Below are 24,728 nucleotides of genomic sequence, written 5' to 3'. Positions count from 1 at the left end.
ATACGACCCTTCCGAAAGATTAACGAAGTTCCAAATCTGAAAGCTGCTTAAGCACGGCTTCAATACGACGTTTATCTTTTTTGAGCATCACGAGCTGCAAAGAAGCAAGAAGCAGATCTGAGATATTGGCCCAAGCGTCTGCTTCCAGAGCGGGCAGAAGATCCCGATGAATCATAATATCTAGCCCCTCCGTTGCAATCTTCTGATGAAGCTCACTACTGGATAGCCATTCAATCACCTGCTCAGCTGTAGGACAAGAGTAGGCGAAAAGTACTGCCCAGCCATCGACCGGATGATTGACCTTATCCCGTATCCAGTTAATGACCTGCGGTGAATGAAAATGCTGTAGCTGTCCATTAGCGGTGTATCCTTCTAATTTGCCATCTGCAACCGAATGCTGTAGCAGGTGATTGCAAACACATACCAAGCCTTCCTGCCCGGGTAGGAAGCGGGCGCTCAGATAGGCGCGTGTGGACGCAAATGCACCCTTAGCATGTAGGGTATTGTTTTGCGCTAAAGATGTCCATACTTGCGCGGTTTCCGGTTCCCACAAGGAGCGGACCCAATCAGCAGCCCCAACCCCTGCGGTCTCCCCTACCCAAACGGCCCATGTAGAGAATGGAACCTGGCTATGTTGAATGTTCTGCCAGTGCTGCTCCCAGGCAAGAAAAATATCCTTTGGATCATAGGCTTGAAAAGCCTGCACCACAGCAGGATGATCTACGCCATGCATGGTGGTGTAATGGATCAGCGTCTCCAACGACTGCGCATCCTCCAGCTTCATCGTACAAAACATGTCCAACCAGCGTTGCCACAGTTGTAGTGGTGGACTGTTTAGCTGAATGCCATGCTCGTCTGACACGTTAGACCAATCCCACAGCCATAGTCCGTGCAAGGTGAGCATGGTTTCTATATAGGCGGGTAGATTTTCCGCGAGCAGAGTAAACTGATCCAACTCATGATCATAACAGAACACCGCTGGCTCTGTTGCGGATGTCGCCATATCAAGCAGTATCGGATCACCCGCACCATTATAATTAAGGATCAGATATCGTTGCTCGTCCGCTGCTGAGTCGGTATCTTCCCCATAAGATGTAAAATAGCCAATATACTCATGATTCCAGCCAAATTCTCCTGTGATATCGTCGAGGATATTCGGTTCTTGTTCAAGGCCATTACTGCTTTCATATGAACAAGCCGGTTCATCGGCTACAATACAGTGTTGAGGGAGGCACCATAGCAAATGTAAGCTGCCACACCGCTTTATCAACTCAGACAGGGAGGCAGGCAAAGGCATCTGCAGCCGTTCCTCCAGCTCAGTTAGTTCACTTGTAGAAATCCCCTTCGACCATTGGTATACCACGTCAGACATCCCACCTTGTCTCAGACGATCGGCGATCTGTCCCAGCTTTTCTAAGGTTCGTTCAAAATGTACTGTCATTCGTATTTGTCCTCCTCTTACTCTACAACCCGGCAATGCTCTTTTTGCAAGAATGCTAGAATTTCATCACGAAGTGCTATCGCTGTGGGTTCATAAATGATCGCCACTTCGCGTCCATATGCATAGTTAAAACGCACATATCCGCCTAGAGTCTGAAGAAAAGCCATGCAGATATGCTCGTTTTCAATCCATAGATTTGAGTCAAAATGCTGTTTAAAACGCTGAGCCAATACCTGTATAGATGCTGGAGCTATTTGCAAGGCTTGATCGTTCGGATGGGCTGAACCGCAAGCTTCCGCCGTCTCGGGTGGATTAAATAGTAGAAATGTTGCTGCTCTATCCAGACTGACAGGTTCGAAATAACGGGGGAATGGCTCTATTCTTCCGAATTCATCCTGTAGTATATGCTCCAGTGTATCTGTAAATGGAACCTGAACATCTAATGGCTTCTTAGTAATGACTTCCGAATGTCGCGGTAGCCAAAGCAAACCTTCGACCTGAGGGTGCACCGCTAGGAAATCCCCATCTATGGAGCTACCGATGACCACGCACTCGCCTAGCTGTTGCACGGTGATCGGACAGTTATCATCATGCCTCCACAGTTCGTAATCCGCATAGGATTGTAATAGTTGAGCATCAGGCGGTTCAATCACCAGCAGTCCGCAAAAGGTACCAGGCCCATAGCGGGTGAGGAATGCTACATAGGGAGGTGGTAAAGTTAATCCATAGGTATGTTCGAAAGTTGTCAGTTCTTCGGCAGCCACCGTCGTATGTTGTGTGGAAACCCAATACATATGAATACACCTGCTTTCCGGCACTCTATCTATAGGGGTAGAGTCCAAAAGTAAATGAGAGATATGCTATAATCAGGAAATAAAATAGTTATAGATTAGTCTATCTTAATTCCGTAGGAACTACAATTTGTGAGGGGACGAAGGAGGAACACATCTTATGACATCAGGGGTACAAGCCTACATCGATCCAATTTTTGAGGAGATTGACCAGACATACGCTTCTGAGCAAAAGCGCATCGCCGAATTCCAAATCAAAAGCGTCCTTCACGAAGGGATTCATGAATACTTAAAAGTTACTTGTAAGAAGGATGGGCTGTGGGTGGATACCCACGAACCGTTTGATTGGGATCGTCGTAGACCGGATACGGAAATTTCTGGGTTTACAGATGGGGTAACATTGCAGCAGGTGCAGGACGAATGGATGCCTATGTTCAAGGAAAAGATAGAGGCGCTATTTAATTCGGAAGAATTCAGCTCCATGTTCTTTCGTTATCGACTGGATTTTCATCTGGAAGTGGTCTTGGAGAATAAGGCCAATCATTTTACATTCTCACTCCTAAATGAAGATAAACGGCAGCAACTGTTAGCCACTATCCAACAGTTTGTAGAGCAGAAGCTCAACCCCTCCAGTAAAGCTATCCCGAAGGAAGAGGACGATTTCTTCTTAGTGAGACACTTGCTTGATCCTCATTTGTACCCTGTAAACGCCCAGCGGATGAATGAGTTGCTGAATCGAATGGATGCCAAAGTGAAGGTCAGCCACAAGCGTGAGGAAGCATGGAGGTATCAGCTCAGCAGTGGCTTAAAGCATTGGGCTGAGGATGAATTTCTGCTGAAGTATGCGGATCGGGAAAAAAGCTATGGACTGGATTATAAAGTGAAGCCCGATATTCTCCCTTCGGAAATTCCCGCGCCAGCCATGGAGATGTTCCTGCTTACCGCGATGCGGGTGGGCTCGACCGATGCCGATGCACGGCAGAAGTATTTGGAGATTGCTGCACAGTTGGGTTCGGATCAGGCAGCCCAGTGGCTTAAGAACGGATCAGGAAGCATCCCAGCGTTATATACAAGTGAGCGAGTCATCTGCCAAGCCAATGATATTTTGCAAACGCTGGAGGTTCAGATTCGTTCAGAGGAAGAAGAGAGCTATAGAGAAGCACTCGTATATTTATGCGATATTTTAAGAAAGGGCTTTACCAAGGAATATCGGATGAAGTTCAAAAGCAAGGTGAAAAACTACCTGCCTGTACCCAAGTTGGCTAAATCTACGTTGCATCGTTTCTTCGCCAATGCACTTGAATATCCTGCGCTGCATCCGTTGCTGGCTGAATATGCTGAGGTCGTGATGGAAGAGTTCAAGTGGTATAACGATGTAGAGCCCGGTGAAAAGTCGGCAATGCCGGGAACCTATGCGGTGATGGGACTGGGCCTAAAAGGAAAGAACTATTTCCCATTAGTGAATCGTTATATGAAGCTGGTGGACAGTGAACATCAGTCCGTACAGGACGGTTACGCCGCTGTATTTGCTGACGCACACGGACTGACACCGGACACGATACCCGTTTGGACGAGGGTTCTACTGGCAGGCAACGAGTCTGCCAAACCACTGAAGTCATCCGGAATTGAAACCGTAGAGCAGGCACAGATACTGGTGGAGGAGCTTAAGAAGCTGGAGAACTACGAACAAGAGGTGCTTGTTTATCGTATATGGGGTGGCGCGAAGAAACTAAAAAACAGCCTGAAGCAGGCTGTCCCTGAGGTAAAAGAGCTGCTGGAAACGCTTATTCCATAAAAGCATCATATTCATGATAATATCGCAGTCCTTGCGCAATGCGTTCAATATCCGGCTCGCTTCCGCTGTGGCGTAACACTTCAATGACATCCTGTACAGTCGCCACCTCCAGCCAAGATTGCACCTGATGGTCTGGCAGAGATGCAGGTATACTTTCATCACGATGATTGGTGACGGTGAGACCGGCATCCTCCAGTTCCCACAATTCTTCCTCGGGAATGATGTAATAGGTAGAATTGAGCGGATTACTTTGAACATGTTTCAGATTGGCAAATACCCATTCATTGATTTCTGTTTGGTCAACGGCATGGACCAGTGCTTCAAGGCTGTCAAAAGTTTGTATGCTCATGTATGGAGACTCCTCTCTTAGCCGCTGGCTTATGCTGTAGCTTTTGTAATATCTTTAAGATGGACTGGCGATTCTTCGCATCCTTAATGTACCTGGGAATGGAGTGGGAAGCCGTACGCATCATACCGGATGCAGGCTTTTCTCGCAACTCGGCAGAGATATAGGAGAGCAGGTAATTCAGGTGTATCCGGTTAAGAGCCCAGACAGGTTTCCCCCGATAGTAATCTAGGAAGTACAGCTGGAGCTGGAAAATAGGGTCTTTTCCGTTTTGGATCACGTTCGTATGCCATTCGCGTGATTGCACACGATGCACCGGAACCTGATTGCGTGTCTCACAGTGCGGACAGTTTATATTTGTATTTTTATGGAGTTTCGTTTGGTCATCATGGATTTCGATATTAAAATACCGTTCGCAATGGTTGCATACGCCGCGTGCATAGAATGTATAAGATTCGGGCTGCTGATATGTGTAGTAACAATGAGAACATCGAACGACGTAATAACAGTCTTTTTTGGATATGGAAATAAAAGCTTGGCCCTGACAACGGGGGCAGTGAACAGTTACCTGTTCTCCTCTTCTAATCACGGCGCTAAAGTCATATTTGTATCCATATTCATCTTTGAAGCGTTTTTGCTCCATGTTCGTTCCTCCTTTTCGGAAAGATCGTAAAAACGCACTCTTTATATTTCATATGTTATAATATTCCTTAACAACAGAATGGCTTAGATGGGCGGTCGGCTAGTCTCCTGTGAGGGAGGTGAGGCCTGTGGAGGTTAAAGACACCTTAATGTTGATGATTCAATTCGCAACGTTGGTGATTCTGATTCTTTCCTTCCATAAAAAGAAATAGACCGCCCGTGGTAGGAACCGGTCTATTTCGAATACCGTGAACTTGCAGCCACCGCCCTTAAAAGCGGCTGTTGCCAAAGAGTGAGGATGTTGACGCATCTTCACTCTTTTTTAGAATATACATCTTATTCCCATTTTAACACTTGAAAAAGACCTTTTCAATGTGCCTAAGAGCGAAAAGGTGAATAAAGATGCGCGAAAGGAGAGGGCGAGCATGAGCATTTTTACAGGACTACAGCGTCCGCAATTCCAGGCTTACTATGATGAGGCTTTTCTAATAGAGCATCGTTTTGAAAATGGTATGGGCTTTCCGCCTTCTTATATAGATTATGTCAAAACTCTTGGTTACGGGCGACTATGCGGCTTATGGAACATTCATATTCCTCTTGGCGATCACCCGGATTCATGGCTTCATCGTTATCATGATTGGCGGGCTTGGTTTGATGATTTGCTGGAATCAGAAGAGGTTTTACAAGAAGCGGCGCTGGAGCCAGATGGTTTTCCGGAGCTTTTGGAGCATGCGGTCCCTTTCGCTTCCAGTGAAGAGGATGACTTGCTGATCTGGGATATTCAATCGCCTGATGAACGGGGGGAATTCCCAATCTATGCTTTGAATCTGCGCACATGGGGCAATTTTCGGTATGCAGCCTCGGATTTGTATAGCCTCGTCGAAGCGTTGGTGGATGAAGAGCGCGTGAAGTCGGTATTGGGGACAGAGCGTACATCATCATTCCCATATACGTTTGAACCCTTTTAACAGGTCAAATAACCACCTTGGCATTCAAACTTCAAGGTGGTTATTTGTGCTGCTATTCTTCCTAGCGGTCATCATATTGGGCTAAATATTGCTGTACCAACTCATATCCAGCCACGCCCATTACCGTATATTGATTATATTCTTCCAGTTCCAGATTGCGTATATATTCATCCCCACAGTATAGATGGCCCGCGCAATTAAAATATTTTAGCTGCTGTTGTTCCTCGGAAAGAGGGCGATGATCGATAATGGGCCATACTCCTTTCGTCAGATTTTGGGTGGCGGTGAATATAACTTCAAATCGGCCGCGATAATTTGTGAACGGAAGATATGTCGTTTCTCCCTCGTACGCTTGATTCTGGCCTATGGATAGAACCCCGAAGGAGAACGCTTTTTTGAATCTACCATACAGTGCGCAGATCACCTGACATACCGCAAATCGGCCGTCATGCAGGGGGATAACAAAAATATCGCCTTCCCGATGCTTGATTCTTTTGAACACCATCGTCAGGCCAGCTCTTCCTGAATGATCTCTGTTTTTAGGCCTTTAGCGCTGGTAATCGTAATGCTGATCGCATCATAGCCGTTCCGCTTCGCATCTTCAAAATCGCATCGTTCGCCGTTGATCAGCTCTAACTGCCCATTCTCATCTACATCGTCTGCAAACTCGTCATCCCAATCAACATTATAAAAGGTAGTTACGCTTACCTCGAAAGTATCTTCACCATCTTCGTCCAAATAGGGCAGCAGGGGAGTGCGATTGTTCTGCTGCTCCTTGGTATAAACTTCGCATAGCAGAGCATCGTAACCATGGCGGGTTCCGTCAAAAATCACGATCTGTTCACCTGTGACTGCATCTTCTGCAATAATGAGTTGGGGTGCAAATTCAGTACCAGTGATCAGCTCGTCCATAAGTTCTCCGTAATAAAAAATGTGGAATTTCGTATGTCCTGCCTGTGAACGAAGCGTACCTGTCCACTCCTGCTCGACCCATGCCTCGGGGTTTTCGGGTACAACCCAACCCTCCAAATAAGCCGGTCCCTGCTTAGCATTATGTATTTCTGTCATCAGTAGGCCTCCCTTTCTGCTCGGTGAGTTGTTCAATTACCTGATTAAAAAACGTTGTAAAGTCTGTTGCCACCAGATACAAATGTCCACATTCGTCCTGCTCTGCAATATCATAGTTCAGTTTGTCATCATAGGCATGAAGATGTGTGCGGTCCCAGTAGTACATATATGGGGTGTATTCATTACATATCAGAACGTAAAAATTGTCGCCCGCATCTGCACCAATCAACAGAGCGTTCTCGACATGATTGATTTCATCCAGAAATTCATCATTAATCGCTAGAAGGTCATGATTTTTGTTGGATATCTCATATCCGAAAAAACAAGTCAAATCAATGTCTCCGTTATCCACTCGATCGAAGGGCACATTGCAATAAAAAGGGGCGGCTACATAAAATCCGTTATATTGTGAAAGAAAACGTTTATAGCCAGCGGGCAATATATGCTGTATCTGTTCCTCCAATGCTGCGATCTGGGCAGGCAAAAGCCCTGATTCAATTGCGAATGACATCAACAACCAGCCCCCTTGATTCTAGTAAACCATAAATCTCTTTTTTGGAAATGAGACGACGCAGCGGTGCATCACTGTGAAATCATGTCATCGATAGGGTGACGATTTTGTTGTCCTCATCCACATCTACCTTCACATTCACTCCTAGCTTATCCTTAAACAGCTTACTGATATTGATATAGTCATCCTTAACCGGACGGCTTGAATTACCAGTTGTGCGAGTCATCCCAGCGGTGATGATGGAACGGACGTATGTTTTATCGAGCTTGGCTTCGGGATTATAGGTATAAATCATCCGTTCCTGCTGATTATAAAAATGGGTTAATTCCGTGTAGTCGTTAGCATTCTCATACTCCTTTTCCTCACGCACATACTCGGGATGATCCATGGTATAGTGGACTCCTCCGTCCAGAAAAGGATTTTCCTTGGAGGGTCGGAGTTCATATTGTCCATAGGCTAGCTGAAACAGATACTCTAAGCCTGAGCCCTCCGCCTGGTAGTAGAGCTGACGACTGTCCCCTCTTTTATCTATAGCGGCATAGCTACTGATTAAAGGCCAGGCATCATACTTTTTATCCTTTACCTCAATGGCAAGCTTGTAATGTACAAGCACCTTTTCATTTTGAAATAATCCAAAGCTGCTCATAATAAAATACGCAGGCACACATATAATTCCGATAATTAATATGAATATAAATATTCTTACACGCATAAGTAGAGTGATTCTCCTTTGGTTGTCGATTATGTGAAAAGCTCCCGTTTGGCAGATGCACCGAATTCTTCATGCTCAACTAATTGTTTCAGAGCATGTTGTGCGAAAGGCATGCTTTTATGTGCGCGAAGCAATGCAAAAGCGGCCCCCTTGACTAAGATATATGTATCACTGCGGATCAACTCTCATGTCTGTAGCTCGATAAAGCTTCTTCCGGTCCGCCACCCTCCAGCAGCACCATAACCGCATAGGAGATTGTATCAATCCAATCGTCGAGGGTGTTGATCTGCTCTACGGTCAGCAGATGATTTCGCTGCAGCATACCATCAGGATGCAACGCCCATGCCCGTGTATATTGGCAAATCCCCCACAGTGCGGCAATCAACTCTCGTTCTATGGATGGTTTCTCCAACTCATCTGCCAGAACTTCAATGATAGTCATGAGTTCATGAAAATTGTCCTCGATCAGTTCGCCTTGGAAGGGGCGAAGCATCCCTAAAAATCCGCTTCGCATTTTGGGATGCTCCAGATCATCATGGATAAAAGAATGACAGCGCAACAGCTCACGGGCTTCTTGTTTATTCATGAAGTTCCGTAATCTCTGCACGGATGCCTCTGCACAGAAAGCTGCCTGACAGCCCCGACAAGGCATCGATGTCAACGACCATATCAGCCTCTTCATAACGGAAGTCAAGTTGCAAAATGATATTTTCTGTTTCTACAGGGCTTAATACATGCTCTTTAGTTTCCAGAAATGTAAAAGTTACTGCATAGCGTGGGACGTCTTTTGCTGGAGCTTCAGGGATTACAGGTGCCTCAGTTGAAGGCTCCAGATCCGGTGATTTAGGGACAAGCACGCTAGCGTAGGATAGCTCAATCGTCAGCGTAATCTGGTCTTTCGTCATATTAGCAGCTGTAATTCGGTCATAATGAAAGGGAGGGAAATAGCCAAGCTTTTCGACAATGCTGTCTGCACCTTGAATAGAAACAGTTGGAGAGAAAGCCAGCTCCAGTCCGATGGACCCTGCCAGTTGGTCTTCATATTCCGGATTAATACGGACAAGGGCCTGTTCCGGCTCTACTTTCAAAATCGTGCCTATAAAATACTGTTTGCCATGGATCAGAACAATATCATGCGGAACGAACGGCAACGCTCCCCCGGCTTGATAATGAATGAGATATTCGTTCTCTTTTTTTTCAACCTTTTGAACTTGAATTTGCATAAATTGCAGCCTCCTGGGGTTAATAGTATGACGGATTGTTTAAGTGTGTGGTAAAGGGAACGGAGTCCACGATTGAAAAACATACTTCATATCCGGGGTATCCTGTTCGAGCATAAATGGAAGAATATCCATAATGGCGCGTGCTTTACTGCCAGCATAAAAGTTGCGCGAGCTATGTAACATTTTGTTTGCCTTTATCCACTGGCTGAGCTGCATCATAACGTCTTCGACGATTGTTTGGTCGATACGTTCATAAACGTCCTGACGGATCGAAACGAGTATGCCGCAATTATTGGATGATTGGGACATGGGGTCATTGGACAAAAGAATGTACACTTCCGGCGTCGTCCCTTTGTTATAGGACGATTTGATACTAGGCGCCTCTATAACCAGCATCAAAGGAGTCAATTCATCATTGGTTACAATACGAAGCAACTCCTGCTTGTCCCAGCGAATCTTACCGTGTTTGGCTTTCGTGGATTGATAGATAGACACACGGGTATTGCGGATTCCTGATATATTCAGGAACGTTTCAAAACAATCGAACAGGTTAGTAAAGCACTCTTCAGCAAACAAAGTGTGCTTCTCCGACAAGGAACCGGCCATTATAAAATTATAATGCAAGTTGTTAACCACAAGCATCCATCCTTTATTCATGAATTACCAATTCTTATACCATAATATATGACATGAAGATCGAATTCACCTTTTATATAGACTGTGGTCCTGTTCATTAAAATCGTTTGGAAACCAGTTCAACTTCGCGTATACTAGGAAAGTCATATATGGAACGGCCTGAGCCGCCTTGCGGCCGTATGTTGAGTTACATGAACAGATTCAACGATAACGGATATGCTCCCTTCCTGAAAAGGGGAGAATGAGAACCGATACAAAAATGGGAATTCTGAACTATGGAACGATAGATGTCATATGGCACATGAACCTATTTTACGTGACACATATTGAATACAGATAAGGGAAGTGAATACAACTTGAAGAATTTTACAGCATTAGGTGTGGAGCAACATTGGGTAGAAGCCTTGAAAGAGCAGGGCATCTCAGCGCCAACACCTGTACAGCAGGAGTCCATTCCACTGTTGATGGAAGGTCAGGATGTGATTGCCGAGGCACATACGGGGACAGGGAAGACGCTTGCGTTTTTACTGCCGATTTTACAAAAGCTGAATTTGGACAAGCGGCACCCGCAGGCGCTTGTGATTGCACCTACGCGTGAATTGGCACTCCAGATTACAGAGGAAGCTAAATGCTTGGCTGCTGCGGAGCCGAGTTTATCTCTACTAGCTGTTTACGGAGGACAGGACGTGGAGCGTCAGCTTCGTAAACTGAAAGGTGGCGCACAACTGATTATTGGGACACCTGGGCGACTGCTGGATCACCTGAGACGTGGCACGCTGGATCTAGGCGGCATTAAAATGCTGGTCCTGGATGAAGCCGATCAAATGTTACACATGGGCTTTTTGAACGATGTGGAGACGATTCTTCAGGAAGTTCCTTACCGGAGACAGACGATGCTGTTCTCCGCTACGATGCCAGCCGGTATTCGCAAACTGGCTCGTGTATATATGAACGAACCTGTAGATGTCAAAGTGAAATCCGCTTCTTCCGTTCCGGTGAGCCAAATCCGTCAGGTCGTTGTGCAAACAACAGACCGTGGTAAGCAACAGGCATTGGTGGATATGCTGAATACGGATCGTCCGTACTTGGCTGTTATTTTCTGCCGTACGAAGCGCCGGGCTGCCAAACTGAACGAAGAGCTGCAAGAAATGGGCTTTCAGAGCGGTGAGCTTCACGGGGATTTGTCCCAGAACAAGCGGGAGCAAGTGATGAAGGCGTTTCGTGAAGCGAAACTCCAATTGCTCGTAGCGACTGATGTAGCTGCACGCGGCCTGGATGTAGAAGGCGTCACGCATGTCTTCAACTACGACATGCCGCAGGATGCCGAAAGCTACATCCACCGCATCGGGCGTACCGGCCGTGCCGGAGGCAAAGGCGTGGCGGTGACGCTCGCTACGCCAAGGGATATTCCAGAGCTTCGGAACATCCAGAAAGTTGCTGGTGTCACATTCACCAGCAGTGAGGGCGGCGGACAGCGTAGACCTGCTTCCGATACGGCTGATCGGCAGGGTCGAGAACGCCGTTCGGGCAGAAACGACCGCCGTTCCTACGGTGGCAACGACTCCGGCGGTGGACGCCGGGGCAGCGGCCGCGAACAGGCGGGCCGTCGTGACAGTGCAGGCGGCGAACGTCGCTCTAGCCGCGGCAGTAACGAGCGCAGCGGATATGACCGCAGCAGCGGTTCCGCACGCGGAGGCCAAGGTCGCTCGGCGGGACAAAGCAGCGAGCGTGGCGGGTATGACCGTAGTAGCGGCGGTTCTGCACGTGGAGGCCAAGGTCGCTCGGCAGGGCAAAGCAGCGAGCGCGGTGGATATGACCGCAGCAGCGGCGGTTCCGCACGAGGAGGCCAAGGTCGCTCGGCAGGACAAAGCAGCGAGCGCGGTGGGTATGACCGCAGCAGCAGTGGTTCTGCGCGCGGAGGCCAAGGTGGCCGCGGTGGACAAGCCAAAGGCGGCCCGCGTGGTGGTCAAGGACAAGGAGGCCGTCGCGGACGGTCCAGATAGATAAAATAGGAGTATTCTCATAGAATGCTCCACTATGGTTATCATAATAGCCCCGGGGAGGCTCATCTTCCGGGGCTATTGTAATCTTCATCCATACCGCTGAAAGAGCAGCGCCATAAGATAAATTCAAAAGATAAATTTGGAGGGGTTATACATCATGCAGGAACAGGATATGGGCAAGCGCGCCATGGTCTCAGCATGGATCAGCCTGATTAGCAACATCCTATTAACCGGCATTAAGATTATTACAGGACTTATGTTCAACAGCAAGGTGCTGGTAGCCGATGGTGTGCATAATGCTGGGGACGTGATTGCCTCTGCAACGGCACTGGGGGCGATGCGCATATCTAGCCAGCCGCCGGATGAGGACCATCCTTATGGTCACGGCAAGGCAGAAGTGATCGGTGCAAGCGTGGTGGCGGTCATATTGTTTGGAGCGGGTATATTCATCGGCTATCATTCGATTGCAGCACTGTTCGAACCGATGCCACAGGAGCATATACTGGCATTGGTGGCCGCCATTATTTCCTTGCTCTGGAAACAGTGGCTGTATATCTACACGATTCGTATCGGGAGAGCGGCCAATAGTCAGGGTCTTATTGCAACGGCAAAAGATCATCTCGCTGATGTGTACGCCTCTGGGGCTGCTGTACTGGGTATCGGATTGGGGCTGATTGGGGAGCACTGGGGCATTTCAATCTTATCTTACGGTGACCCTATTGCGGGATTCGTAGTGGCATTGCTAGTTCTGAAATTGGCGTGGGAAATGGGCCGTGAATCCATAGATGTGCTTATGGAAAAGGCGATTGCAACGGAGGAAATTGAGAGCTACGCCGCAGCCGCACTGAGTGTAGCCGAGGTTCAACGTATTGACCGTATCCGTGCCCGTGAGCACGGCCATTATATTATCGTGGATATCCGCGCTTCAGTGGATGCCTCTTTGACGATCCAGCAGGGACACGATATTATTCGACTGATTAAGGGGGCTGTCATGAAGCGGGAACCGCGGGTTTATGAGGTGCTTGTCCATTTGAATCCATGGTATGCGGACGACCACTAGAACAGACGGCGCGAATTGACAGATAACTTGCAGGAAGGGTATGCTTTTAAAAGCCGAACGATGATGAATAAAAGCGAGGTTACCCGAAAATATGCGAAAATTTTTAAAATGGTTAGGCATTTCTGTGACTGCGGCGGTTCTTTTAGTGGGCGGATATTATACGTATTCTATATATCATTTTACGAATCAAATTTCAGTTGCTTCCGGACAGGATTCGAAATTCAAACCGCAGGCACAAACTCAAACCAATGTACAACCTGTAGAGGTATCGCTCCCACCGGAATGGGATGGGACAGAAAGAGTGAATATTCTGCTGCTAGGCGGCGACTCCCGTGGAGAGGATTCAGGGCGTTCTGACTCCGTTATGGTTGCTTCTATTGATCCGGTTACGAAAAAGGCTACACTGATGTCGATTCTTCGTGATACCTACGTCAATATCCCAGGTCATGGGCAAAGTCGATTGAATGCTGCCTTTTCCTACGGGGGACCGGATTTGACCAGACAGACCGTGAGCGACCTGCTGGGCATACCAATTCAATATTATGTATATACTGATTTCAATGGTTTTATTGCGCTGGTTGATTCTGTGGGTGGTATTGACCTGGATGTCGAAAAAGATATGCATTATACCTCCAAGGCGGATAAACACCAGTTTGATATTGATTTGAAAAAGGGAATGCAGCACATGGACGGTAAAACAGCCTTGCAATATGTACGCTTCCGTCATGATGCGACTTCCGATTTTACGCGTACGGAGCGGCAACGCAAATTCATTACTGAGCTTGGCGGTAAAATTCAGTCAACCTCATCTCTAATCAAACTGCCGAGTATTTTAAATAGCATTTCTCCTTATATTGAAACGAATCTGAGTACTACGGAAATGCTGCAATTGGCTTCATTGGGCTTTAATATCGATGCAACAACAGTAGCGAAGCAGCAAATCCCGCCGAATGAATTGGTGCGCGGGGAAACCATTAAGGGTGCGCAGGTATTGGGTGTAGACGAAAGAAAGCTCAAGCGCTTCATACAGAATCTTTTTGAACAGGAGAACAAACCTGTGACCACGACGGTGGATGCTGCAACCACGATAAATGATACTCCATAACCCTCGAAAGCAAGCGAAGTTCGTACGATGACGTACAACTTTGTTTGCTTTTGTGTTTATTTGGGTATAAGCTTGTATATTTTGTTCCAAAAATATATCGTATCTATGAAGAACGTATACTCATTTGTGTAAAGAGAAGGGGAATGTGGTGTGGAAATAACTCCGGCATGGAAAGACCGATTCAAGAAGTTTTTTCTGAACAACAAGTTTGTGTTATTCCTGCTGGTACTGCTGCTGATCGGCTTGAATATCTTGGTTCTTACCAAAATTTCATACATATTCACACCTGTCATAGTGCTGTTAAAAACGATCATTCTCCCTGTCATATTATCCGGCGTGTTGTACTATCTGTTCAACCCGTTGGTTGATGTACTGGAGCGTAACAAGGTGAAACGAGTATACTCCATTGTTGTATTGTTTTTGCTTATTATAGGGGTTATTGCGATTGTGGTTACATCGGTGGTGCCTGTGATCCGTGATCAAATACAGGGGCTTATTCAAAATTTCCCTGCCTATAGCGAGCAAGTACAACGACAATTCGAGAAACTGATCGGCAGCGATTTTGTAAACCAGTTCCAGAACACGATTCAAATTAATCCATCAGAGCTGGCCTCCAAAGCTTCTGAAAAGTTATCTAGCTTTATTAATAATGCATGGACGGGTGTGGGCAGCTTTTTGGGCGTGGTTACAGAAACGGTACTTGCGATTGCCACGGTTCCATTTATTCTGTTCTACTTGCTAAAAGATGGACACAAGCTACCACAGTTTATCCTGAAAATGCTCCCGCCTATGTTTCGTAAAGAAACAGATCGCATTATGACCGAGATGAATCATCAGGTCAGTTCCTATATTCGTGGGCAGATTATTGTCAGCTTCTGTATTGGGGCGCTGTTGTATATTGGTTACCTAATCATTGGATTAGACTACTCTCTGACGCTTGCAGTCATTGCATCCTTTACGAGCGTTGTCCCCTACTTAGGTCCCGTCATTGCCATTACACCTGCGTTAATTGTAGCCTTGGTCACCTCACCGATTATGCTGCTCAAGATGGTTATCGTGTGGACAGTCGTACAGCTCATTGAGGGTAAATTAATTTCTCCACAAATTATGGGCAAATCTCTTCGGGTACATCCGATCACGATTATCTTCGTTATTCTGACCGCAGGCAATTTGTTTGGTGTGGTGGGAATTGTACTGGCGGTTCCGGGGTACGCTGTCTTGAAAGTAATCGTTACACATTTGTACAGTTTCTTTAAAAAGCGTTCGCATCTCTATGAGGCGGATAAAGGGAACGCAAGTCTTTACGAAAAATGAAATTTTCCACTATAAAATTGATATGGGCCCCTCTTGGGTAACTGTGGCTACGCGTGCTATAATTAATGCCTATCCTTATTCCCAAATAGAAAGGTCAGACTTTTATGATAAAACTCAGCATTCTTGACCAATCTCCGGTATCGGAAGGCATGACGCATGCGCAGGCATTACAAAAGACCGCTGAGCTTGCTATAGAGGCGGAACGCTTGGGTTATCATCGCTTTTGGGTATCAGAGCATCATTCTGCAGCAAATCTCGCTGGGTCCAGCCCGGAGGTACTGATTTCACATCTGGCCGCCCGTACTCGGGCCATTCGAGTGGGGTCGGGTGGGGTGATGCTGCCTCATTACAGCGCTTATAAAGTAGCGGAAAACTTTCGTGTGTTGGAGGGATTGTATCCGGGACGCATTGATTTAGGTCTGGGACGGGCGCCTGGAGGAATGCCCATTGCTACCAGAGCCCTGCAAGAAGGCAAAATGCGAGGGGGTGTAGATCTATACCCTGAGCAGTTGGATGACCTGTTAGCTTATTTACATGACAGCACAGGCAATAATCACCGTTTCGGTTCGCTACAGGCGATGCCGCTTATAGAAACTGTACCGGAAATGTGGTTGCTCGGCTCCAGTGGTGATAGCGCAGGTCTGGCAGCCGAGCGTGGCGTGGGCTTTGCGTTTGCACAGTTCATTAATGGTGAAGGCGGCACAGGGGCTATGAAGGAATACCAGGAAAGCTTCCAGCCTTCCCAGCATAGTGACCAACCACGTTCGCTTGTTGCCGTATTTGCGATCTGTGCGGATACCGAAGAGGAGGCCAATCGCTTGGCTTCCAGCATGGACTTGTCTCTTGTACTATTAGAGCAGGGAATGCGCTCCGCTGGAACACCTTCCGTGGAAAAGGCACTGGCGTATCCGTATACGCCGTTTGACCGGATGCGGATACGTGAGAATCGCAAACGTATGGTGGTCGGTTCGCCCGAACAGGTGAAGCGTCAGATTGAGCAATTAAGTAAGGACTATAATGCACAGGAGATCATGGTTGCGAGCATTATTCATGACTTTGATGCCAAAATGAAATCTATACGTCTCATGGCCGAAGCATTTGGACTGTCTTCTGTACAGTCATAATGCAATTCGCCGGATTTGAAAGATCACAGCTTCGAGGAGCTGTGATCTTTTTTTGAATTTTTTGAGGAAATATTGGATGATATGCACTGTATGATATAGGAAATAAACCAGTTAACACTTGATAATGATTATCAATATCTTTATTATATAAAGATAGAATGAAGTTTTGATGAAAGTCGTGCGTTAAGCCCGTGACTATATATATTGGATAAGGGAAAGGGATGATTCCACATGTTTCGTCTGAAAACGGCAAATCTGGATATTGCTTATGAAGATCGATTGATTGTAGAAGATCTGAACGTAGAAATACCGCAAGGGAAAATCACAGCCTTGGTGGGCGCAAATGGTTCTGGCAAGTCCACTATTCTGAAGACGATGGCTCGCATCATGAATCCTAAGGGCGGCAGTGTTCTGCTTGACGGTAAATCCATTCATAAGCAATCCACCCGGGAAGTAGCTAAGCAGCTGGCTATTTTGCCGCAAAATCCGACTGCACCGGAAGGATTAACCGTGACGGAACTGGTATCTTACGGACGTTTTCCTTATCAAAAAGGTTTTGGTTCCATGAAAGCGGAAGATCGCAAAATGGTAGAGTGGGCCATTCAAGTAACGGGAATGAGCGAGTTCCACGATCGTCCGATTGATCAGCTTTCTGGCGGTCAGCGTCAGCGTGCCTGGATTGCTATGGCACTTGCGCAGGATACGGATATTTTGTTTCTGGATGAGCCGACGACATTTTTAGATATGGCGCATCAACTGGAAGTGCTGCATTTGCTGGAGTATCTAAATACTTCGGAGGAGCGCACCATTGTTATGGTCGTGCATGATTTGAACCATGCGGCCCGGTATGCTCAGCATATGATTGCAATCAAAAAAGGGAAAGCTGAGGCGGTAGGAACTCCAACTGAGGTTATGTCCCCTGATGTGCTGCGTGAAGTGTTCGGGATTGAGGCTGATATTGTAACAGATCCTCGTACAGGTGTACCGCTCTGTCTTCCGTATGCTTTGGCTGGACAGCCTGCGGTAAGCCAAGCCATAAAAGAAATGAATGTGGAAGATAAGCAACCTGTGGGTTCTGTTGCTGAGCGACGTGATGCTAGAGCACAAGTAGCGGCAAGAGGTTAAAGGGGACATACCATGAAACCACTGGATTACGATCAGCTTGAGCAACTAGCAAACATAGTGAGAGTCACGCCGGAGGATGCTGTATATTCCCGGCCAGTGGCCGAATGGCTTGAACCAGATAAGATCCGCTCTGTGATGGAGTATTATGGCGATCTTCTGCGTGCTGAAGACGATTTAACCGCAGCCGTTTACTTTGCGAACCAGTTGCGTGGCCTCGTGTTTGCGCAGCATTTTATGGTATCACTGTGTGAACGCCGTTGGGACCTGTCCGTTTCTAATCTCAGATTTCATATTTGTTATGAAGGTCAATATCCCTCTATTAGTCTTCAGGTCATCGACTTAACAGAGCTGGACAATACGTGGAACCATGGAGATCACCGTTCTTCCAAACAGGCTCAGCAAGTGTTACGAGACTTTTACAGTTTGCAGATGCGGCCCCTATTGGAAGCAATTGCTACAGTGGGGAGCGCATCTATCGGCCAAATGTGGGGACAGTTTCCGTTGGCATTGCTGTATTTTAAGGATAGAGTACAGCCATCGTTGACTGATCCTCAGGATGTGGAGCGCTTTGAACAAGATTATATGTATGTGACACGTGAACTTGAGGGAGAGATATTCGGGCGTAAAAGAAATCCGTTTACGGTTCGTCTCGTTGAATTGGACAATCCTTACCGCCCTGGTGAAAATACCTACATGAAACCGTCCTGTTGCCAATATTACAAGACAGGTGGAGGTCAGCGGTATTGTTATACTTGCCCCAAAATGTCCGCTTCCGAACGTGAAGAACGCAGACTCGAAGTGGTGGCATCACGGTAAAGTCTCTGTGGATGTTGGCATGTCCGTCACCTTTTGGTTAAAATAGGTTATGTAACCTAAACCAAGTGACACGAAGGAGGATGCTGTATGTCTGTCTATTCACATAATGCCGTAACACCAGCGAATCAGGAGGTTTCTCTGAATACTTACGCTGGTAAGGTGCTGGTTATTGCGAATACCGCCAGTAAATGCGGACTTACCCCGCAATATGGGGATTTGCAAAAGCTTTATGACGAATATAAGGATCGGGGATTAGTTGTATTAGGCTTTCCTTGCAACCAATTTGGCGGTCAGGAGCCGGGCAGCAGCGAGGAAGCGGCTGAATTTTGCCAACTGAATTACGGGGTTAATTTCCCGGTATTCGCCAAAGTGGACGTCAATGGACCGGATACAGCGCCTCTGTTTGAATATTTGAAAAAGCAACAGCCTGGAGAACAGGAAGATGGGACAATTCAGTGGAATTTTACGAAATTCATTGTGAATCGTGAAGGTGTACCTGTGGGTCGTTTTGAACCGAAGGAGTCACCAGAAGCGATGAAAGCAGCCATTGAGCAATTGCTATAGTAGCTTTGCCTTCATTCCAAAATATATGTTTAAAAAGGTCTGATTTCCGGCATGTCTCCGGGAAGCGGACCTTTTTTTGTTCTCTACATGTGCATTTGTCTAAGGTGGGAGCATCATGTGAAAGTCGATTCCATGGGCATAATCAGGCCGCCTACAGGGGAAACTGAATGGAGCAAAAAAACATTTCAGCAAACAGTTGATCTCGTATATCCTTTCTTTTTTAAATGTGGACAAATTGTGAATATCACAAAAAGCTATTGTAATGTGAAAAATATCACATTATAATAAGTGCATGAAGTGAAATAAATCACAAACACTAACGAGCTGTTTACGTGAAACTATTCACAATTATTATACAGTTTATGCCCACACACCAAGGAGGAATTCAACATGAAAGTAGCAGTTATCGGATGTACACACGCAGGCACAGCAGCTATCGTTAACACAGCTAAATGTTATCCAGATGCAGAAATTACCGTTTACGAGCGTAATGATAATATTTCATTTTTATCTTGTGGTATTGCGCTGTACGTAGGTGGTGTCGTCAAAGATCCGCACGGCCTGTTTTATTCGTCTCCAGATCAACTGTCTGACTTGGGTGTAGTGACCAAGATGCTTCATGAGGTAACGAGTGTGGATACGGCTGGCAAGTCGCTGCATGCCCGTAATCTCCAAACAGGTGAGGAATTTACAGACACATTTGATAAACTAATTGTGACCACGGGATCATGGCCCATTATTCCAAAGCTGGAAGGCATTGAACTTGATCATATTTTGCTCTGTAAAAACTATAATCATTCCAATGATATCATTGAGAAAGCCCAGCACGTACAGAACATTACAGTCGTGGGAGCTGGATACATTGGTGTTGAATTGGTAGAAGCTTTCCAAATGAATGGTAAAAATGTAACGCTGATCGACAGTGCTGATCGTATATTGAATAAGTATTTGGACCATGAGTATACAGACCGGATTGAAAGTTCCCTGAAGGAACATGGCATTAAGCTGGTACTTGGCGAGACGGTGAGTCGTTTTGAGGGTACGAACGGTAAGGTAAGTAAAGTCGTGACCTCTAAAGGAGAATATGAAACAGAGCTTGTTATTCTCTGCATCGGTTTCCGACCTCAAACGGATCTGCTCAAAGGTCAGGTAGATATGTTGCCTAACGGTGCGATCATTGTGGATAACTATATGCAAAGTAGTTGCCCGGACGTGTTTGCAGCAGGCGACAGTTGTGCAATTCGCTATAATCCGACCGGCAAAACGGCTTATATCCCTTTGGCAACCAACGCAGTTCGTATGGGTACGCTGGTGGCACGTAATCTGGTGCAACCAACCATTGCCTACATGGGAACCCAAGGAACTTCGGGTATCAAAATTTACGAAGACAATATCGCAGGAACAGGCATGACGGAAGCTGCGGCAACAGATGAAGGCATGACTGTAGAAGCTGTAACCATTGAGGACAGCTACCGACCTGAATTTATGCCAACCTCCGAAAAAGTGTTACTGAAAGTGGTATATGAACAGGGGACGCGGAGAATTCTGGGTGCTCAAATTATGTCGAAGGTGGATTTGACGCAATCCATTAACACGCTATCCGTAGCCATTCAAAACCATATGACCATTGACCAGTTGGCCTTTGTCGATTTCTTCTTCCAGCCGCACTATAACAAGCCTTGGAATTTCTTGAACGCGGCAGGTTTACAAGCATTGCCTACAATATCTGAACGGAACCCAGTTACTGTATAATTAGATTTGTCTGTGACATTGTTCATAAGTTTGTCAACAATCTGAGGCGTACGGATGAATCCTTATAGTACAATATAGAGTAGCATAAGGATCAGGGGGGAAGTAACTTATGGGTTTGTTTTATATCCTTTTTCTTGTAGTCGTGGCCATGGTAGGCCTTGGTGGAGTTCTTTGGTTCTTAAGAGCAGTTGAAAAGGAAGAATACAATTAAATGTAAAGCGCGTAGTAGCGCAGTAGATGTAATAATACAGAAAAACAGTCCTTTTTTCAGGGGCTGTTTTTTTATAGTTACGAAAGTGATTTTTTTCACAAACTTAATCACTGATTTTAAATAAAATATGAAAGAAGAATATTTTAGTGAATAGATATTAAAGGAGCGGGGATATATGGCGAGCTATAAACCGGGGCAAATTGCTGAAAAGACGGTGGAAACAGGAGTGGCCAAGGCGAACAACCCGTGGACTGTGGCGGTGGTACTGGGGTTTTTGGCAGGTGCATTTATTGCACTCGGGTTTTTGCTGGATATACGTGTTATTGCAAGTGCGCCTAAAGAATGGGGAAGCATTGCCACCTTTATTGGAGCTGCGGTGTTCCCTATTGGTCTGGTATTAGTTTTGATCGCCGGCGGAGAATTGCTGACCGGCAATATGATGGCGGTCCCTTTGGCGAGATGGGCAGGACGGATTAAGACAGGAGTCATGTTTCGTAATTTGGCGATTATTACGCTCAGTAATTTTGCAGGTGCGTTATTCGTTGCATTTTTCTTTGGGCATGTGCTGGGTTTGACAGAAACGGGCCCTTATCTGGACAAAGTGGTGGATATGGCAGGACATAAGCTACACGAAAGCTTTTTGCAGTCTTTTATATCGGGTATAGGATGTAACTGGCTCGTAGCACTGGCTGTATGGTTGGCATATAGCACAGACTCCATTGGCGGCAAAATTATGGGGATTTGGTTCCCGACCATGGCCTTTGTGGCTATTGGATTTCAGCACGTTGTTGCCAATATGTTTCTCATTCCGGCGGCTATTTTTGCAGGCCACTTTTCATGGGCAGATTATGTTATGAACTTCATTCCGGTCTGGCTGGGGAATTTGGTAGGAGGTAGCCTGTTTGTGGCTGGAGCCTACTGGTTGGCCTATCTGAAAAAGCCTCAAGCCAACGCACATCCAGTGAATGAATCTCCAACTACTTCTTCGGTTGCACATCCAATCCGTTGATTGATCCTACATAATCACAGTACTTTAAACAGCAATGAACAAAGCAAATCCGCCATGACAGGCCCGGGGGAACGAAACCTGTCATGGCGGATTTTTTTGGGAGTGGTCCATGATTTGGCATGGAGGATGAGTGTGCTCTCGTCCATGATGCCTTGATCTTTTTTACCCTCAGTAAGATATGATGAAACAGGATGTTGAAAAAAATTATAATTCTTAAAAAATCCGTTTTGCTCTATGCAGCAGACGGATTTTTTTAATATTTTGGAGAGCGGCTGTGTGGGAAAATCCTTCTCTTGCCATCGGCCAAAGCTGTGGATATGATAAGATCAGTGTAATTTTTGGAAACGGTAACGGAAAGGAGCATCAACACTATGGATCATCGCAATAGCGCGCCTCGTGAGGCCACGCTTCAACAAGACTTACAAGGGGGACAGCGGATGACGGAGCAGCAGGACGGTATTTTTCCGGCTGTATGCCCGTTAGATTGCCCGGATACGTGTGGGCTCCTGCTTCACAAGGAAAAAGGAAAGATAATCAAGGTGACTGGAAACCCAGATCATCCCATTACCAAAGGGGCTATTTGTAACAAAGTTCGCAATATGACGGAGCGGGTATATGATCCTGATCGGGTGCTCTATCCGTTGAAGCGTATAGGCCCCAAAGGAGAAGGGAAGTTTGAACGAATTAGCTGGGAGGAGGCGGTCAATACCATTACAGGTCGGTTCAAGGAGCTGATCCGTACGGACGGACCGGAATCTATTCTCCCCTACAGCTTTTATGGCAATATGGGCGTATTGAGTGTGGATGGAATGGATCGCCGATTTTTTAATGCGCTGGGTTCAAGCCAACTGGATCAGACGATTTGCAGCGTGGCTGGGAATGAAGGCTGGGCGTCCGTTATGGGTTTTAAGGGCGGCACCAGCCCGGAGGACACGGAGGATGCAGACCTCATTATTGTGTGGGGTGGTAATGTCATTAGCACCAACATGCATCAGGTCGTTTTGGCTGAGAAAGCACGTAAAAAAGGTGCTAAGGTGGTCGTTATTGACGTTCATCGTAACCGGACGGCGCAATGGGGGGATTGGTTCATTCCGTTATATCCGGGGACGGATACAGCGCTCGCGCTGGGTGTTATGAATGTACTGTTCGCTCAAGGACTGACGGACGACGAATTTTTACATCGCTACACAGTAGGTCATGAGGAACTGCGCGAGCATGTTAAGACATATACACCAGAGCGAGTTTCGCGGATTACCGGCGTGCCGGAAGCGGATATTATCCGTTTGGCGGAAATGTACGGAACTGCAAGAGCAGCGTATATCAATATCGGTAATGGGCTTCAGCATCATGATAATGGCGGTATGAACGTACGTGCGGTTACATGCTTGCCTGCGCTCACTGGACAATGGCTGAAGCACGGCGGGGGAGCGTCACGCTCCAACGGCGCTTATGCCAAGATTAACAGCGCCCATCTGGAGCGTCCTGATCTGCGACAGAACCCGGATGCCCGGATGATTAACATGAACCGGATCGGAGAAGCGCTGCTACAGAAGGAACAGCCGATTAAGGCGTTATTCGTATATTGCAGTAATCCGGTAGTTGTAGCCCCCGATTCGGAACGGGTGACTAAAGGATTTGAACGAGAGGATTTGTTCACAGTCGTTCATGACCTATTCCTAACCGATACGGCCCGCTATGCAGATATTGTGCTGCCTGCCGCGTCTTCTTTTGAAGGAACAGATCTATACAAATCGTACTGGCACCACTATATCCAAATGCAGCAGCCCGTCATTGATCCGCTTGGGGAAAGCAAAAGCAATTATGAGCTGTTTAGCCTGCTTGGACGGGCAATGGGCTTTGATGAAGCTGCCTTTACGGAAAGTGAAGAGGAGATGATCGCAGGCGCGCTTGATAATCCAACGAACCCTTATCTCAACGGTGTGACCTTGGAAGCCTTAAAGAAGTCACCTTTTGTAAAGCTTGATATGACGCCAAAGGCCACTTATTTGGATCGTTTAACCACGCCTTCAGGCAAGATTGAGCTATATTCGGAAAAAATGAAACAAGCAGGTCTGCCCGCGATGCCTTCTTATGTGCCGCTGATTGAAGGGTACGACGGAGAGCACCGACCGCAAGCGGACGAGCGGTATCCATTAATGTTTATTTCACCGCCAAACCATAATTTTCTGAATTCTACTTTCGCTAACTTGCCCAAGCATCAGCGACTGGAGCGGGAGCCCTTGCTACAAATTCACCCGGAGGATGCTCAGACAAGAGGCATCGCGGACGGGGAGCCGGTTACCGTATGGAATGATCGGGGGACGTATGAGCTGAAAGCCAAAGTCACCGATCTGATGCTGCCCGGTACAGTGATTAGTCAGGGATTATGGTGGGAAGGCAAAGGACGCAGACAGCGTGTCAATGTGTTAACCTCTGATCGGCTGTCGGATATGGGACAGGGGGCTACTTTCTTCTCAACGGTGGTGAATGTGAAGCGCCAATGAGATTATGC

25 protein-coding genes are annotated in these 24,728 nt (G+C 46.7%); 14 read left to right on the top strand and 11 right to left on the bottom strand.

Features of this window, described 5'->3' with window-relative positions; all coding sequences use genetic code 11:
* Positions 1–19: 19 nt before the first annotated feature.
* On the bottom strand, positions 20–1,441 hold the full coding sequence (locus tag NSS94_RS23040; RefSeq protein ID WP_341040203.1) for an SMI1/KNR4 family protein: 1,422 nt from the start codon (positions 1,439–1,441) through the stop codon (positions 20–22).
* 17 nt (positions 1,442–1,458) lie between these two features.
* Complete coding sequence (locus NSS94_RS23035) at positions 1,459–2,235, bottom strand: SMI1/KNR4 family protein (RefSeq protein WP_341040200.1); 777 nt, start codon at positions 2,233–2,235, stop codon at positions 1,459–1,461.
* 157 nt (positions 2,236–2,392) lie between these two features.
* Here NSS94_RS23035 and NSS94_RS23030 point away from each other — a divergent pair, with 157 nt between their 5' ends.
* A complete protein-coding gene (locus NSS94_RS23030) occupies positions 2,393–4,027 on the top strand; it encodes a DUF6138 family protein (RefSeq protein ID WP_341040199.1) in 1,635 nt (544 codons plus the stop codon).
* On the opposite strand, the gene NSS94_RS23025 is transcribed toward NSS94_RS23030, so the two are convergent.
* Both NSS94_RS23025 and NSS94_RS23020 read right to left on the bottom strand, forming a co-directional pair.
* Positions 4,017–4,376 carry a DUF7716 domain-containing protein gene (locus NSS94_RS23025; protein ID WP_176715670.1) on the bottom strand — a complete coding sequence of 120 codons (360 nt, stop codon included), beginning with the start codon at positions 4,374–4,376 and terminating at the stop codon, positions 4,017–4,019. The genes NSS94_RS23030 and NSS94_RS23025 overlap by 11 nt on opposite strands.
* Positions 4,357–5,016 carry a hypothetical protein gene (locus NSS94_RS23020; RefSeq protein ID WP_341040198.1) on the bottom strand — a complete coding sequence of 220 codons (660 nt, stop codon included), beginning with the start codon at positions 5,014–5,016 and terminating at the stop codon, positions 4,357–4,359. The genes NSS94_RS23025 and NSS94_RS23020 overlap by 20 nt, the downstream gene beginning before the upstream one ends.
* A 109-nt stretch (positions 5,017–5,125) precedes the next feature.
* Here NSS94_RS23020 and NSS94_RS26290 point away from each other — a divergent pair, with 109 nt between their 5' ends.
* Positions 5,126–5,227 (top strand): putative holin-like toxin, encoded by a 102-nt coding sequence (locus NSS94_RS26290; RefSeq protein ID WP_219728090.1) that lies wholly within the window; start codon positions 5,126–5,128, stop codon positions 5,225–5,227.
* A 213-nt stretch (positions 5,228–5,440) separates the two neighbouring features.
* Positions 5,441–5,983, top strand: coding sequence for a hypothetical protein (locus NSS94_RS23015; protein ID WP_341040197.1), 543 nt, complete (start codon positions 5,441–5,443; stop codon positions 5,981–5,983).
* Positions 5,984–6,044: 61 nt separating this feature from the next.
* Here the strand turns inward: NSS94_RS23015 and NSS94_RS23010 are convergent, their stop codons facing one another.
* The 7 genes from NSS94_RS23010 to NSS94_RS22980 form a co-directional block, all read right to left on the bottom strand.
* Complete coding sequence (locus NSS94_RS23010; protein WP_341040196.1) at positions 6,045–6,488, bottom strand: immunity 26/phosphotriesterase HocA family protein; 444 nt, start codon at positions 6,486–6,488, stop codon at positions 6,045–6,047.
* A 2-nt stretch (positions 6,489–6,490) separates the two neighbouring features.
* Positions 6,491–7,051, bottom strand: coding sequence for a hypothetical protein (locus tag NSS94_RS23005; RefSeq protein ID WP_341040195.1), 561 nt, complete (start codon positions 7,049–7,051; stop codon positions 6,491–6,493).
* Complete coding sequence (locus NSS94_RS23000) at positions 7,035–7,562, bottom strand: SMI1/KNR4 family protein (RefSeq protein ID WP_341040194.1); 528 nt, start codon at positions 7,560–7,562, stop codon at positions 7,035–7,037. Before NSS94_RS23000 ends, NSS94_RS23005 begins: the two co-directional genes overlap by 17 nt.
* 82 nt (positions 7,563–7,644) lie before the next feature.
* Entirely contained in the window at positions 7,645–8,274 is a 630-nt protein-coding gene (locus tag NSS94_RS22995; protein ID WP_165146079.1) for a hypothetical protein, read from the bottom strand.
* Positions 8,275–8,452: 178 nt separating this feature from the next.
* On the bottom strand, positions 8,453–8,860 hold the full coding sequence (locus NSS94_RS22990; protein WP_069010043.1) for a hypothetical protein: 408 nt from the start codon (positions 8,858–8,860) through the stop codon (positions 8,453–8,455).
* The gene (locus NSS94_RS22985; protein ID WP_441913987.1) at positions 8,853–9,362 is read right to left on the bottom strand and encodes an immunity 50 family protein; all 510 of its coding nucleotides are present in this window, start codon (positions 9,360–9,362) and stop codon (positions 8,853–8,855) included. Before NSS94_RS22985 ends, NSS94_RS22990 begins: the two co-directional genes overlap by 8 nt.
* Positions 9,363–9,536: 174 nt before the next feature.
* Entirely contained in the window at positions 9,537–10,139 is a 603-nt protein-coding gene (locus tag NSS94_RS22980; protein ID WP_341040430.1) for a hypothetical protein, read from the bottom strand.
* Positions 10,140–10,489: 350 nt separating this feature from the next.
* On the opposite strand from NSS94_RS22980, the gene NSS94_RS22975 reads away from it, so the two are divergent.
* From NSS94_RS22975 to NSS94_RS22925, 11 genes are all read left to right on the top strand, one after another.
* On the top strand, positions 10,490–12,136 hold the full coding sequence (locus NSS94_RS22975) for a DEAD/DEAH box helicase (protein ID WP_318627951.1): 1,647 nt from the start codon (positions 10,490–10,492) through the stop codon (positions 12,134–12,136).
* Positions 12,137–12,293: 157 nt separating this feature from the next.
* Positions 12,294–13,196: a cation diffusion facilitator family transporter gene (locus tag NSS94_RS22970; protein ID WP_029518550.1), complete on the top strand. Its 903-nt coding sequence runs from the start codon at positions 12,294–12,296 to the stop codon at positions 13,194–13,196.
* 91 nt (positions 13,197–13,287) lie between these two features.
* Positions 13,288–14,301 carry an LCP family protein gene (locus NSS94_RS22965; RefSeq protein ID WP_013312376.1) on the top strand — a complete coding sequence of 338 codons (1,014 nt, stop codon included), beginning with the start codon at positions 13,288–13,290 and terminating at the stop codon, positions 14,299–14,301.
* Positions 14,302–14,451: 150 nt separating this feature from the next.
* A complete protein-coding gene (locus NSS94_RS22960; RefSeq protein WP_069010039.1) occupies positions 14,452–15,615 on the top strand; it encodes an AI-2E family transporter in 1,164 nt (387 codons plus the stop codon).
* A gap of 104 nt (positions 15,616–15,719) precedes the next feature.
* Positions 15,720–16,739: an LLM class flavin-dependent oxidoreductase gene (locus tag NSS94_RS22955; protein ID WP_029518548.1), complete on the top strand. Its 1,020-nt coding sequence runs from the start codon at positions 15,720–15,722 to the stop codon at positions 16,737–16,739.
* A gap of 231 nt (positions 16,740–16,970) precedes the next feature.
* Positions 16,971–17,864, top strand: a complete 894-nt coding sequence (locus NSS94_RS22950) for an ABC transporter ATP-binding protein (RefSeq protein WP_029518547.1) — start codon at positions 16,971–16,973, stop codon at positions 17,862–17,864.
* 12 nt (positions 17,865–17,876) lie between these two features.
* Positions 17,877–18,680 carry a hypothetical protein gene (locus NSS94_RS22945; RefSeq protein ID WP_341040193.1) on the top strand — a complete coding sequence of 268 codons (804 nt, stop codon included), beginning with the start codon at positions 17,877–17,879 and terminating at the stop codon, positions 18,678–18,680.
* Positions 18,681–18,767: 87 nt separating this feature from the next.
* Positions 18,768–19,244, top strand: a complete 477-nt coding sequence (locus tag NSS94_RS22940) for a glutathione peroxidase (protein WP_069010036.1) — start codon at positions 18,768–18,770, stop codon at positions 19,242–19,244.
* A gap of 390 nt (positions 19,245–19,634) precedes the next feature.
* The gene (locus NSS94_RS22935; RefSeq protein ID WP_069010035.1) at positions 19,635–20,996 is read left to right on the top strand and encodes an FAD-dependent oxidoreductase; all 1,362 of its coding nucleotides are present in this window, start codon (positions 19,635–19,637) and stop codon (positions 20,994–20,996) included.
* A 386-nt stretch (positions 20,997–21,382) separates the two neighbouring features.
* The gene (locus NSS94_RS22930; RefSeq protein WP_069010034.1) at positions 21,383–22,216 is read left to right on the top strand and encodes a formate/nitrite transporter family protein; all 834 of its coding nucleotides are present in this window, start codon (positions 21,383–21,385) and stop codon (positions 22,214–22,216) included.
* 371 nt (positions 22,217–22,587) lie between these two features.
* Positions 22,588–24,720 (top strand): molybdopterin-containing oxidoreductase family protein, encoded by a 2,133-nt coding sequence (locus tag NSS94_RS22925; protein ID WP_341040192.1) that lies wholly within the window; start codon positions 22,588–22,590, stop codon positions 24,718–24,720.
* Positions 24,721–24,728: the final 8 nt, after the last annotated feature.

This window comes from Paenibacillus sp. FSL L8-0644 (genome assembly GCF_038008165.1).
Classification (GTDB): Bacteria; Bacillota; Bacilli; order Paenibacillales; family Paenibacillaceae; genus Paenibacillus; species Paenibacillus polymyxa_D.
The sequence above is the reverse complement of the archived record's forward strand: the minus strand, read 5'-3'. Positions and strand labels throughout refer to the sequence as shown.